Raw genomic sequence first — 12984 nt, 5'->3', positions numbered from 1 at the left:
TGCGCGGGGCGACGGTCAGTCGTCGGACTCGGTCGTGACGCCGGGTGCTGGCCGGGCCTGGGCGGGGAGCGTGACGCGCATCGTCGCGCCGCGGGCGGTGTCGGCGACCTCGACGTGCCCGCCGTGCAGGTCGACGGCCCAGCGGACGATCGCCAGGCCGATGCCGGTCCCGCCGCTCGCCATCCCGGCGGGCGGCGCGGCGTGCGGCCGGCCGGCGGCCGCGCCGCTGGCGAACCGCTCGAAGATGCGGCCGCGGTCCTCGGGGGCGATGCCGGGTCCCTCGTCGCTCACCTCGAGGACGACGTCGTCGTCCACGGGGTAGGCGTCCAGCCGCACCGTGCCGGCGTGCGGCGAGTGCCGGATCGCGTTCTGCAGCAGGTTGGTGACCACCTGGCGCAGGCGCTCCACGTCGCCCTCGAGCGTGAGGTCCGGTGGCGTGACGTCCACGACGTAGCTCAGGCCCTTGGCGGCGTCGACCATCGACATCGCCTGCGCCGTCTCCTCGAGGAAGTCGCCCACCGAGAACTCGCTCAGCACGAGGGCGGACGCCCCGGCCTCCACGCGCGACAGGTCCAGCAGGTACGTGACGAGCCGGGTGAGCCGCTCCGTCTGCTCCAGCGACAGCTCGAGCGCCGACGGCGTCGGCTCGGTGACGCCGTCCACCATGTTCTCCAGCTGTGCCTGCAGCGCCGCGACGGGCGTGCGCAGCTCGTGGGAGACGTTGGCGATGAGCTCGCGGCGCACGCGGTCGGAGGCGTCCAGGTCGGCTGCCATGACGTTGAACGCCTCGGCGAGCTGGCCCACCTCGTCGCGGCTCGTGGCGCGTACGCGGATCGAGTAGTCGCCCGCCGCCATCGCCTGCACGGCCGCCGTCATGTCCCGCAGCGGCGACGTCATGCCGCGGGCGAGGAGCTGCACGATGACCAGCGACAGGAAGATCGCCAGGGGGAGCGTGCGCGTGGGGCCGAGCTCGTTCTGCAGGCCGATCCACGTGATGAGGACGGCGAACGTCACCGTCGCGACGACCAGCACGCCCAGCTTCGTCTTGAGCGACCGCAGCGGGTCGAGCGGGCGGACGTCGGGCAGCCGGTGGTGCTCCTTGCGCCGCGGCGGGGGACCGGGCCTGTCGTCCGGTCCGCCGGGGCCGGCGTCCATCAGGACTCCGGCGGCTCGAAGGCGTAGCCGACGCCGTGCACGGTGCGGATCAGGTCGGGCCCGAGCTTGCGGCGCAGCGCCTTGATGTGCGAGTCCACGGTGCGGGTGCCGCTCGCGTCGGCCCAGTCCCACACCTCGGCCAGGAGCCGCTCGCGCGTCTGCACCGTCTTGGGGGAGCTGGCGAGCATGACCAGGAGCTCGAACTCGGTGGGCGTCAGGTGCACCTCGTCGCCCCCGCGGTGCACGCGCCGCTGCGCCCGGTCGATCGTGACGTCGCCCATGACCATCGGCGGGTCGGCGGGCGTCGTGACGGCGGCCTGCTGGGCGCGCTCGACGCGACGCAGCAGCGCCTTGACGCGGGCCACGAGCTCACGCATGGAGAACGGCTTGGTCATGTAGTCGTCCGCGCCGACGCCGAGGCCCACCAGCATGTCGGTCTCGTCGTCCCGGGCGGTGAGCATGAGGATCGGGATCGGGTGGTCCGCCTGGATGCGGCGGGTGACCTCGAGTCCGTCGATGCCGGGCAGCATGACGTCCAGCACGATCGCGTCCGGGTGGAGGCGGGAGGCGGCGTCCACGCCGGCGAGGCCGTCGCGCGCCACCTCGACGCGCCAGCCCTCGGCGGACAGCCGCTGCGCGATGGCGGCCGCGATCGCTGGCTCGTCCTCGACGACGAGCACGGTGGCGTTCTGCTGGCCCGACGTGCCCGAGGTGCCCGGGGTGCTCGGAGGGGTCGCGGTGGTCATGGTGCCATCTTGCACCGCGAGCCTGGGGGAGCGCTGTACACACGCTGTCCGGGGTGGACGCCGACTCGCCCGGGGCCGGCCGCCGGATAGCATCGAGCACGATGGACGAGAGCCGATATAGCGCGCGGCCGCCCGCGCCGATCCGCCTGGCCACCCCGCCGCCGCACCGTTCGGTGCCGCCGCGCCGCACCCTCCGGAGCCGCTCGTGCTGAGTGACGTGCTCATGATCGTGCTGGGCGTCGCGCTCACCGCGGGCACCGCGGTGTTCGTGGCCAGCGAGTTCTCCCTCGTGACCCTCGACCCGGCCGTCCTCGGGGCCGACGACGAGGAGGGCGACAGTCCGCGGCCCGGCGGCGACACGACGACCGCGCGCCCGTCGGACCGGCGGGACCGGGCCGTGCGCGCCGGGCTCAAGCACCTGTCGACGGAGCTGAGCTCCGCCCAGGTCGGCATCACCATCACGACGATCCTGCTGGGCTACACCGCCCAGCCGGCGCTGCTGTCCCTGTTCGCCGACGCGTTCGCCGCCACGGCGATGGGGCAGGGCGTGGCCGGCGTGCTCGCGGTCGTGCTGGCGCTCGTGGTCGTCAACGCGTTCTCGATGCTGTTCGGCGAGCTGATCCCGAAGAACTTCGCGCTGTCCGCCCCGCACGCGACGGCGCGGCTCGTGGTCCCCGTGCAGCGCGTCTTCACCATGCTGTTCCGGCCCCTGATCGTCGTCCTCAACGGATCCGCCAACGCGCTGCTGCGGCGGGTCGGGGTGGAGCCGCGCGAGGAGCTCTCCGGGGCCCGCTCGTCGTCGGAGCTGCTGTCGCTGGTGCGCCGCTCGGCGCAGGAGGGCACGCTCGACCAGTCGGTCGCGACCCTCCTGACCAACTCCCTCGAGCTCGACGAGCTCTCCGCGCGCGACGTCATGACCGACCGGATGCGCATGGCCGTCGTCGAGCGGGACACCACCGCGGCGGAGGTGGTCGCCCTCGCCCGCCGCACCGGCCACTCGCGGTTCCCCGTGATCGGCGAGGACCGGGACGACGTCGTAGGCCTGGTGCACCTGCGCCGGGCCGTCGGCGTCCCGCACGACCGGCGCGGGGAGGTGCCCGCCGCCGCGCTCATGGTCGACGCGCCCCGCGTCCCCGAGACGGTGCGGCTCGGCCCGCTCCTCGTGGAGCTGCGCGGGCTGGGCCTGCAGATGGCCGTCGTCGTGGACGAGTACGGGGGCACGTCGGGGATCGTCACGCTGGAGGACGTCGTGGAGGAGCTGGTGGGCGACGTCGCGGACGAGCACGACCCCCGCCGGGCCGGCGTCGTGCGCGGCACCGACGGGTCGTGGGTCGTGCCGGGCGTGCTGCGCCCCGACGAGCTCGAGGAGCGCACCGGCCTGGTCGTGCCCGAGGGCCCGGCCTACGAGACGCTGGGCGGCCTCGTGATGGCGGAGCTGGGGCGCGTGCCCGAGCGCGGCGACGAGGTCCGCTGCGGCGACGTGCTGCTGCGGGTCGAGGCGATGGACGGGCGTCGCGTGGAGCGCCTGCGCGTCCTCGCCGACCCGCCCGACGACGACGCCGACGACGCGCGGGGGGAGGGCCGATGACCACCGGGACCGCCCTGCTGCTCGGCGTGCTGCTGCTCGCCGGCAACGCCTTCTTCGTCGGCGCCGAGTTCGCCGTCATCTCCGCGCGCCGCAGCGCGATGGAGCCGCGGGCCGAGGCCGGCGACCGCCGTGCCCGCACCGCCCTGTGGGCCATGGAGCACGTGTCCCTGATGCTCGCCTGCGCGCAGCTGGGCGTCACGGTCTGCTCCACCGGTCTGGGCATCGTGGCCGAGCCCGCGCTGGCGCACCTGCTCGAGGTGCCGTTCGAGGCCGTCGGGGTGCCGGTGGCCCTGCTGCACCCCGTCTCGCTGGTCCTCGCGCTCGCGATCGTCGTGTACCTGCACGTGGTGCTCGGCGAGATGGTGCCCAAGAACCTCGCCGTCGCCGGCCCCGAGACCGCGGCCCTCTGGTTCGCGCCGCCGCTGGTGCTGCTGGGCCGGGCCGTGCGCCCGGTGATCTCCGCGCTCAACTGGGTCGCCAACCACGCGGTGCGCCTCGCGGGCGTCGAGCCCAAGGACGAGGTCGCCTCCGCGTTCACCGCGCAGGAGGTCCAGTCGATCGTGGAGCACTCCCAGGCCGAGGGCGTGCTCCGCGACGAGCAGGGGCTGCTCGCCGGCGCGATCGAGTTCTCGTCGCGGACCGCCGGGGACGTCATGGTCGCCCTCGACGAGCTCGTGGTGGTGGGGCCCGAGACCACGCCGGACGACGTCGAGCACCTCGTGGCACGCACCGGTTACAGCCGCTTCCCCGTGCGAGGCGACGCGGACGACGACGACGCCGACCGCACGGGCGGCGCCCTGCGGGGCTACCTGCACCTCAAGGACGTGCTCTACGCGGCGGACGGCGACCGCTACCTGCCCGTCCCGGCGTGGCGCGTGCGCGCGCTCGCGTCCGTGCGGCCGGGCGACGAGGTGGAGGACGCCCTGCGTGCCATGCAGCGCTCCGGGTCCCACCTCGCGCGCGTCGAGGGGCCGGACGGGGTGCTCGGCGTCGTGTTCCTCGAGGACATCCTCGAAGAGCTCGTCGGCGAGGTCCGGGACGCGATGCAGCGGCGACCCTGACCAGGGTGGACACCCTCCCACCCGAGAGGGCGCGCGCCGCGGGCAACCACGGGGCGGACCGGGACTTGGCGGGGGAGCGCGACCCCGTTATGGTTCCGTGACGGATCGCCCTTGCGGCCGCGTGCGGGACACGCGGCGACGGGCGGTCCGTGTTCGGGTCCGGAGACCCGGGCGGCCACGGCGGCCGTCCCGGTACGAGCGCGGAGGTGCTGTGGAGGCGACGTCGCAGGGTGACGCAGCCGCGCCGCGCTCACGCCGGGAGATCCGGGAGGCCGAGCTCGCCCGCGCCGGCAAGAAGCCTCGCAAGCGCTCGTCGTCCTCGCGCGGCGACGGGCGGCACGCCGCCCCCGCCGGCCACGCCTGGGTCACGCGCCTGACCGTCCTCGGCTCGCTCGCCGCGGCCACCATCGCCGCGCCCCTCGTCACCGACGCGCAGGCCAGCCACGGCGGCACCCCGTTCGACCTCGACACGCAGCCGACCGGCCCCTCCACCCTCGCCCTCCTCGAGCAGGGGGTGGACACCCCCCGCACGTCCAGCGCGATCGCCGCCGCGCCCCGCGACGTGCGCGTCGAGGCCTCCGCCGCCAGCCGGAGCGCGGAGCGCAGCCCGCTGCCGGACTGCGACGCCGACGCCCCGATCGACGGCACCAACGGCCAGCTGGCCGACCACTCCCTCTGCAACATCTGGCAGGACGGCGAGAAGCTCCGGGCCGACGCCGCCGTCGCCCTCAGCGGCCTCAACGACGCCTTCCGCGCCCGCTTCGGCCGCGACCTGTGCCTCGTCGCCAGCTACCGCTCGCTGTCCACCCAGTACGCCGTCAAGGCCAGCCGCGGGTACCTCGCGGCGCAGCCCGGCTCGTCGATGCACGGCTGGGGGCTCGCCGTCGACCTGTGCGGGCAGGAGTACCGCACCAGCGACGTCTACGGCTGGTTGTGGGAGAACGGCCCCGCCTACGGCTGGGAGAACCCGCCGTGGGCGCAGCGTGGTGGCTCCGGCAACTACGAGCCCTGGCACTTCGAGTACCGGCCGGGCGTCGAGGAAGTCTCCGTCTGGCACTGAGCGCGCCGCTCCGGTTCTGAGCGGTGTCGTGGCGGGGTTCGCGGGGCGGCCGAGGACCTTCGCGCGTCGCGTTCACGCGCCCCAGCGGGCGCTCCGCTTCGGGAGGATACGACCGCGCGACGGACCTCGACCGCCCCGCTCGTCCGGAAACGCGTGGTCGCGTCCCGCTGTCGCACCGGGCGCGCCGCGTCGGCAGGGCGAGGGTGCCTCGACCGTCGCGACCGTCGCGATCGCGCCGACCGGCCGTCAGGTGGTGATGGTGGTGTTGCCGCCGAAGTCGTCGCGGAAGCGCGGGCCCTGGGCGGCGAGCTCCTGCGCGTACGCGGCGGACCAGCCGCGGAACGGGTCCACGGCGAGGGACTCGTTGGAGAACCGGCGGTCGTCGGTGAGCTCCGTGACGCAGAAGTCGGGGATCTGCAGGTCGGTGACCGGGCCCGAGCGCTCGCACTCCGCCACGACCAGGGGCGCGTTGGCGCCGCCGAAGACGTCGATCGACCAGCCGTCGGCGCCGAGCCAGGCCGCGTAGCGGGTCTTGACGACCTGGGCGCCGCCGCGGCGCACCAGCTCGACGCCGACCAGCGGGTCCAGCTGGCGCTCGGCCTCGTACCGGGTGCCGCCCACGGACGGGCCCTTGACCGTGACGGCGGCGAAGTCGACGCGGGACCCGTACAGCTCCAGCACGTCGCGCGCGTCGCTGTCCGCGCCCAGCCGGGCCTCGACGCCCGTGGCCTGCACGCGCACCCGCAGCGCGTACCCGCCGTCGGAGAGGAAGTAGGACTGCACGATGAGGGCGGGCGCGTCGCGCAGCGCGTCGGGGAGCTCGCGGACGAAGAACCGGCGCTCGAACTCGAAGTCGGAGTAGTCGGCGGACATGCCGTCGAGCCTAGTGCGCCGCGGTGACGTGGCCGACCGACCGACCGCCCGACCGCCCGGTCGCCCGCGCCGCGGCACGACGGCTCGCCGGGCGGCTCAGCGGCGGCGGGCGCGCAGCACGCCGGTCCGCATCGGCAGGACGAACTCGCCCCGCGCCGTCTCCGGCCGGTCCGCGAGGTAGGCGCGGATCCGCCCGGTGGTCCCCGCCCGCTCAGCCTCCGGCATGACGAGCACGCCGGCGCGCGTCGCGAGCGTGGCGACCAGGGAGCCCGCGGTGCGGCGCTGCTCGTGGGGCAGCTCCGCACGCTCGGGCGGGTCGAACGGCGCCACGTCCGGTCCGGGCATCAGGGCGGACGTCGCCGCCCGCCAGGCCGCGGGCGTGTCGCGCGGCCCGACCACGGCGCTCCCCGCCACACGGGCGAGCCCCGCCACCCACCCGACGCCGTCGTCCAGGAGGTTCCACAGGCCGGCGAGGACGCCGCCGGGGACGAGCACGCGCGCGATCTCCGGGCCCGCGGCCGCCATGTCGAACCAGTGCAGGGCGTTGCCGGCCAGCACGGCGTCGACGGAACCGTCCGGCAGCGGGATCTCCTCGGCGCTGCCGGGCAGGGCGCGGGCGCCGGGGGAGGACCGTCGCAGCTCCCCCAGCATGGCGGGGTCGGGCTCGACGGCGACGACCTCCGCGCCGGGGACGACCGCCGGGTCGAGCAGCATGGCGGTGAGCTTGCCGGTCCCGGCGCCGAGATCGAGCACGCGCGGGCCGGGCGCGGGCTCGAGGGCCCAGCGCACCGCCGCCCGCGCGTAGTCCGGGCGGTGCGCCGCATAGGCGCCGGCGGCCCCGCCGAACGACGAGGCGGGGCCGGCCGGCGCCTGCCCGCCGACCGTCACGACGTCGCGGGCGGTACCTCGCGGCGCTCGGGACCCACGTACGCCGACAGCGGGCGGATGAGGGCGTTGGCGGCCTGCTGCTCCATCACGTGCGCCGTCCAGCCCGTGACGCGGGCCGCGACGAACAGCGGCGTGAACGTGGCCGTGTCGAACCCCATGAGGTGGTACGCCGGGCCCGACGGGTAGTCGAGGTTCGGGTAGATGCCCTTGCGCGCCACGAACTCGGACTCGAGCGCGTCGTAGAGGGCGCCCAGGTCGGCGCGGTCGTAGTGCTCGACCAGCGTGTCGAGGGCGGCCTTCATGGTCGGCACGCGGGAGTCGCCGTGCTTGTAGACGCGGTGCCCGAAGCCCATGATCTTGCGCTTCTCGGCGAGGGCGTCGTCGAGCCACGCCGCCGCCCGGTCGGCCGAGCCGATCTCGGCCAGCGTCTCCATGACGGCCTCGTTGGCGCCGCCGTGCAGCGGGCCCTTGAGCGCCGCCACCGCGCCCACGACGGCGGAGTGCAGGTCGCTCAGGGTGGACGTGATGACGCGCGCCGTGAACGTGGAGGCGTTGAAGGAGTGCTCCGCGTACAGGGTCATCGAGCGGCTGAACGCGTCGGCGACCACGGGGTCCGCCTCGGCCTCGAAGGTCGTCCAGAGGAAGTTCGCGGCGTAGTCGAGGTCGTCGCGCGGGGCCACCGGCTCCAGGCCGCGGCGCCGGCGCTGCCCGTAGGCGACGACCGCGGGGAGCGCGGCGAAGAGGCGCACGCTGCGGGCGAGGTTGACCTCGGGGTCCGCGGCGGCCTCCAGGGCGGTGAGCCCGGCGGCCTCCCGCGCGCCGATCACGCTGACCGCGGTGCGCAGCTCGTCCATGGGGTGCGCCGTGACCGGCAGCAGGTCGATCGCCGCGCGCACGTCGTCGGCGAGGGGCCGGTGCTCCCGCTCGGTGGCGCGCAGGCCCGCGAGCTCGTCGGACGTGGGCAGCTCGCCGTGCCACAGCAGCCAGGCGACGGCCTCGAACGGCTGGGTGGCCGCGAGGTCCTGCACCGGGTAGCCCCGGTACAGCAGGGAGTTCGTCTCGGGGTCCACCTTGGAGATGGCCGTGACGTCGGCGACCACCCCCGCCAGCCCGCGGCGGACCTCCGGCTCGGACCCGGTGTGCTCTGTCATCGATGCTCCTTTGCTGCGATGGTGCGGCGGTCAGCCGTGCAGGTTGTCGTCCAGGGTGAAGTCGAAGACGCCGGTGTCGAACGACGAGTAGCCGGCGTAGTCCACGAGCTCGTACAGCCGGGCCCGGGTCTGCATGTGCTCGACCTGCCCCGCGAGCGAGCCCTCGGCCCGCAGGGCGTCCAGGCCGCGCTCGGCCGCGCCCATCGCGAGGCGCAGCAGCGAGACCGGATAGATCACGAGCGCCACGCCGGCGTCGGCCAGCTGCCGGGTGGTGAACAGCTCGGACTTGCCGAACTCGGTCATGTTGGCGAGCACGGGGACGTCGACGGCGCTCGCGACGGCCTCGAACTCCGCGAGGTCGCGCATGGCCTCGGGGAAGATCGCGTCCGCCCCGGCGTCGACCAGGGCCTTGGCCCGGTCGATCGCCGTCGCCAGGCCCGCGACGGCCCGCACGTCGGTGCGCGCCATCACCAGCAGGTTCTCGTCCCGGCGGGCGGCGACCGCCGCGCGCACGCGCTGCAGCGCCGTCGGCTCGTCCACCACCTGCTTGCCGTCCAGGTGACCGCAGCGCTTGGGGTTCACCTGGTCCTCGACGTGCATGCCGGCGACGCCCGCGTCCTCCATCGCCTGCACGGTGCGCGCGACGTTCATCGCCTCGCCGAACCCGGTGTCCGCGTCCACGAGCGTCGGCAGGTCGGTCATCCGGGCGACCTGGCCGGCCCGGCCGGCGACCTCGGTGAGCGTCGTCAGGCCGACGTCGGGCAGCCCCAGGTCGGCGGCGACGACGGCGCCCGAGACGTACACGCCGTCGAACCCCTTGTCCTGGATCAGCCGCGCCGCGAGCGGGTTGAACGCGCCCGGGAGCTGCAGCAGCTCGCCCGAGCGCAGGCGCTCGCGGAACGCCGCGCGCTTGGCGGCGGGGGTGGTGGACGAGTAGAGCACGGCGGGTCCCCTCCGGGTCCTCAGAAGATGCCGGGCGCGACGGGGTGCGCCGCCAGCGCGTCGGCGAGCGGGGTGACGGTGAGCCCGGACAGCTCGGCGGCGGTGAGCTCCGGGAGCCGCTGGGCGACGTCGAGGAACCGCTCGGTCTCCTCGTCGGCCAGCACGCCGGCCGCGAGGGTGCGGAACTTCGCCACGTACTGCTCCCGGGCGAACGGGCGGGCGCCCAGCGGGTGCGCGTCCGCGACGGCGATCTCCTCCACGACGCGCGAGCCGTCCGCGAGCTCGATCTCCACGCGCCCGCCGAACGCCTTCTCGGCCGGGTCGACCGAGTGGTAGCGGCGGGTCCACTCCGCGTCCTCGGCCGTCGTGACCCGGCGCCACAGCTCCACCGTGTCGGGGCGGCCGGCGCGCTCCGGCGCGTAGCTGGCCACGTGGTCCCAGGCGCCGTCCTGCAGCGCGACGGTGAAGATGTACGGGATCGAGTGGTCGAGGGTCTCGCGGCTCGCCGTCGGGTCGTACTTCTGCGGGTCGCCGGAGCCCGAGCCGATGACGTAGTGGGTGTGGTGGCTGGTGTGCAGCACGACGGACCGGACGTTCGCCGGGTCGCGCAGCTCGGGCCGCTCGGTGCCGAGGCGGCGCGCCAGGTCGATCCAGGCCTGCGCCTGGTACTCGGCCGAGTGCTCCTTGGTGTACGTGTCGAGGATGGCGCGACGGTCCTCGCCCGCGGCCGGCAGCGGCACGGTGTAGCGGGCGTCGGGCCCGTCGAGCAGCCAGGCGATCACGCCGTCCTCGCCCTCGTAGACGGGGCTGGGGGAGGTCTGTCCGCGCATGGCGCGGTCCACGGCCTCCACCGCCATCTTGCCCGCGAACGCGGGGGCGTGGGCCTTCCACGTGGAGATCTCACCCTTGCGCGACTGCCGGGTGGCGGTGGTCGTGTGCAGGGCCTGGCCGACGGCCTGGTAGATCGTCCCGGCGGGCAGGCCCAGCAGGGTGCCGAGGCCGGCCGCGGCCGACGGGCCGAGGTGGGCCACGTGGTCGATCTTGTGCGCGTGCAGGCTGATGCCCTTGACGAGGTCCACCTGGACCTCGTACCCCGTGACGATCCCGCGCAGCAGCTCGGCGCCGCTGCGGCCCAGGTGCTGCGCCACGGCGAGGATCGGCGGCACGTTGTCGCCGGGGTGCGAGTACTCGGCCGCGAGGAACGTGTCGTGGTAGTCGAGCTCGCGCACGGCGACCCCGTTCGCCCACGCCGCCCACTCGGGGCTGGTGCGGGCGGGCGAGCCGAAGATCGTGGCGCCGGCGCCGCCCCGGGAGACCTGGTGCGCCTCCGCCTGCGCGCGGGCCGCGAGGATGGGCGCGCGGCCGAGGGACGCCGTCGCCACGGCCGCGTTGTCGATGACGCGGTTGATCACCATGTCGGTGACCTCGGGCGTCGGCTCGAGCTGCTCGGCCGCGACCTCCGCGATCTTCCACGCCAGCTGCTCGGTACGCGGCAGGGGCTCGTCGGAACGGTAGACGCGGACCTCGTGGTCGATCATGCGGGGGAGTCCTCCGGCTGCAGGCATGCGGGCAGGCATCGGCTGCCGGCGTCGTCGCCGCCCGGTGCTCCGGGCTGCCCCGAGAACGTAACGCCCGGCGGGCGCAGGGTCCAACGAGGGAGCGGGACGAGGCCCGCCGCGGCGCCGTCGGGAGGCCCTGTGGTGGGGTTCACGAACGGCGTGCCAAGGAACGGTGTCGTCGCAGGTGACGGCGCCGGCCCAGGTGCCGGTCCCGCACCATGATTGCCCCGGTGAACTTGCATCGGGGTCAAGAATCGGTAACGTGGCCGCCCATGTTCGGGCTCGGCGTCCGCCCCGCGGGGTGGACGCCGGCTCCCTGTCACGGGCCGGGCCGCTGCGACACACCGCGTGCCGCCGCGCCGGCCACGGAAGGAAACATGACCGCCGTACGACCTCAGGAACTGCCCGGCAACACCTCCGCGACCGCGGCCGCGCGCCGCAGGCTGCGCGTCTCCGACGTCACCGTCGTCGACAACTCCATGCTCAAGAAGACGATCGGCGGCACCGCCGTCGGGAACCTCATGGAGTGGTACGACGTGGGCGTCTACGGCTACCTCGCCGTCACCATGGGTGCCGTGTTCCTGCCGCAGGCGTCGTCCGGCGTGCAGATCCTCTTCTCCCTCGGCGTGTTCGCCGCCACCTACGTGGCGCGCCCGCTCGGCGGCATCGTGTGCGGCCGCATCGGCGACCGGGTGGGCCGCCAGAAGGTGCTCGCCTTCACGCTCGTGATGATGGCCAGCTCGACCTTCCTCATCGGCCTGCTGCCCACCTACGGCGTCCTCGGCGTCGCCGCGCCGCTGCTGCTCGTGCTGCTCAAGCTGGCGCAGGGCTTCTCGACCGGCGGCGAGTACGCCGGCGTCACGACCTTCGTCGCCGAGCACGCCCCCGACCGCCGCCGCGGCTGGGCCGCGTCGTTCCTCGACTTCGGCAGCTACCTGGGCTTCGCCCTCGGTGCCGTCGTCGTGACCGTGCTGCAGGTGACGCTCGGCCAGCAGGCGATGCTCGACGGCGGGTGGCGCATCCCGTTCCTGATCGCGGGCCCGATCGGCGCGTTCGCCGTGTGGTTCCGCCTGAAGATCGAGGAGTCCCCGGCCTTCCAGGCGCAGCAGGTCGCCGCCGAGGCCGCGAAGGACCACGGCGGGACCGCGCCGGCCCCCGCGGCCGACGTCACGCTGCGCTCGCAGTGGCGCCCGCTCGTCGTCGCCATGGTGCTCGTGGCCGTGGCCAACACGGCCGGCTACGCGCTCACCAGCTACATGCCGACCTACCTCACCGACACGCTCGGCTACGACGCCACGTCCGGCACCCTGCTGACGGTGCCCGTGCTGGTGCTGCTCGCCGTGATGATCCTCGTGGCTGGCCCGGTCAGCGACCGGGTGGGTCGCCGCCCCCTGCTGTGGTTCGGCGCGGGCTCCCTGGCCGTCCTCGCGGCGCCGGCGTTCCTGCTGCTGGCCCTGGGCCACGTGTGGTCCACGCTGCTGGGGCTGTGCCTCATGGCGGTGCCGGTGGCGTGCATGGTGGGCGTCCAGGCGGCGACGCTGCCCGCGATGTTCCCGACGGCCGTGCGCTACCGCTCGATGGGTCTGGCCTACAACGTGGCGCTCGCGGTGTTCGGCGGTACGACGCCGCTCATCGTGGAGTCGCTCACCCAGGCCACCGGTTCCAGCATGGCGCCGGCCTACTACCTCATCGGCTTCGCCGTCGTCGGCGCGGTCGCCGTGTGCTTCGTCAAGGAGAGCGCGGGCAAGCCGCTGCCGGGCTCGATGCCGTCGGTGGACACCGACGCCGAGGCGAAGGCGCTCGTCCGCACCCAGGAGAAGAACCCGGACCTCGACCTCGACGCGATGCCGGGCCTGGTCCCCGCCCGCTGAGCCGCCGTGCCGACCCTGACGTAGCGATCGGTCGTCGTCCCGCCGCCGGGCGGCGACCGCTCGCTACCGAGGGGTGGGTGGTCCGCGGAG

The 12984-nt window shown here is 74.7% G+C and carries 11 protein-coding genes; 4 read left to right on the top strand and 7 right to left on the bottom strand.

Annotated features, from left to right (window positions below; all coding sequences use genetic code 11):
- Positions 1–15: 15 nt before the first annotated feature.
- Together ACFU5J_RS11925 and ACFU5J_RS11920 are read right to left on the bottom strand one after the other, a co-directional pair.
- Positions 16–1155, bottom strand: coding sequence for a sensor histidine kinase (locus ACFU5J_RS11925; protein ID WP_430577228.1), 1140 nt, complete (start codon positions 1153–1155; stop codon positions 16–18).
- Positions 1155–1901 carry a response regulator transcription factor gene (locus tag ACFU5J_RS11920; protein ID WP_430577229.1) on the bottom strand — a complete coding sequence of 249 codons (747 nt, stop codon included), beginning with the start codon at positions 1899–1901 and terminating at the stop codon, positions 1155–1157. Before ACFU5J_RS11920 ends, ACFU5J_RS11925 begins: the two co-directional genes overlap by 1 nt.
- Before the next feature lie 205 nt (positions 1902–2106).
- Here ACFU5J_RS11920 and ACFU5J_RS11915 point away from each other — a divergent pair, with 205 nt between their 5' ends.
- From ACFU5J_RS11915 to ACFU5J_RS11905, 3 genes are all read left to right on the top strand, one after another.
- Positions 2107–3489 (top strand): hemolysin family protein, encoded by a 1383-nt coding sequence (locus ACFU5J_RS11915; RefSeq protein WP_430578843.1) that lies wholly within the window; start codon positions 2107–2109, stop codon positions 3487–3489.
- Positions 3486–4550, top strand: a complete 1065-nt coding sequence (locus ACFU5J_RS11910; RefSeq protein WP_430577231.1) for a hemolysin family protein — start codon at positions 3486–3488, stop codon at positions 4548–4550. Before ACFU5J_RS11915 ends, ACFU5J_RS11910 begins: the two co-directional genes overlap by 4 nt.
- A gap of 211 nt (positions 4551–4761) precedes the next feature.
- Positions 4762–5610, top strand: coding sequence for a D-alanyl-D-alanine carboxypeptidase family protein (locus tag ACFU5J_RS11905; protein ID WP_430578842.1), 849 nt, complete (start codon positions 4762–4764; stop codon positions 5608–5610).
- Between the two features lie 246 nt (positions 5611–5856).
- Here ACFU5J_RS11905 and ACFU5J_RS11900 read toward each other — a convergent pair whose 3' ends face one another.
- The 5 genes from ACFU5J_RS11900 to ACFU5J_RS11880 all read right to left on the bottom strand — a co-directional run bounded on the left by ACFU5J_RS11900 (position 5857) and on the right by ACFU5J_RS11880 (position 11002).
- Positions 5857–6483, bottom strand: a complete 627-nt coding sequence (locus tag ACFU5J_RS11900; protein WP_430578841.1) for a CYTH domain-containing protein — start codon at positions 6481–6483, stop codon at positions 5857–5859.
- A 96-nt stretch (positions 6484–6579) separates the two neighbouring features.
- Positions 6580–7371, bottom strand: a complete 792-nt coding sequence (locus ACFU5J_RS11895; RefSeq protein WP_430578840.1) for a class I SAM-dependent methyltransferase — start codon at positions 7369–7371, stop codon at positions 6580–6582.
- The gene (locus ACFU5J_RS11890; protein WP_430578839.1) at positions 7368–8522 is read right to left on the bottom strand and encodes a bifunctional 2-methylcitrate synthase/citrate synthase; all 1155 of its coding nucleotides are present in this window, start codon (positions 8520–8522) and stop codon (positions 7368–7370) included. The genes ACFU5J_RS11895 and ACFU5J_RS11890 overlap by 4 nt, the downstream gene beginning before the upstream one ends.
- A gap of 30 nt (positions 8523–8552) precedes the next feature.
- The gene (gene prpB, locus ACFU5J_RS11885; protein ID WP_430578838.1) at positions 8553–9464 is read right to left on the bottom strand and encodes a methylisocitrate lyase; all 912 of its coding nucleotides are present in this window, start codon (positions 9462–9464) and stop codon (positions 8553–8555) included.
- Positions 9465–9484: 20 nt separating this feature from the next.
- Positions 9485–11002, bottom strand: coding sequence for an MmgE/PrpD family protein (locus tag ACFU5J_RS11880; protein ID WP_430578837.1), 1518 nt, complete (start codon positions 11000–11002; stop codon positions 9485–9487).
- A gap of 398 nt (positions 11003–11400) precedes the next feature.
- Here ACFU5J_RS11880 and ACFU5J_RS11875 point away from each other — a divergent pair, with 398 nt between their 5' ends.
- Positions 11401–12894, top strand: coding sequence for an MFS transporter (locus tag ACFU5J_RS11875; protein ID WP_430577238.1), 1494 nt, complete (start codon positions 11401–11403; stop codon positions 12892–12894).
- Positions 12895–12984 lie beyond the last annotated feature (90 nt).

The sequence above is a fragment of the Isoptericola sp. NPDC057559 genome (assembly GCF_042801555.1).
GTDB lineage: Bacteria > Actinomycetota > Actinomycetes > Actinomycetales > Cellulomonadaceae > Isoptericola.
This window is presented reverse-complemented; position numbering and strand designations above follow the sequence as displayed.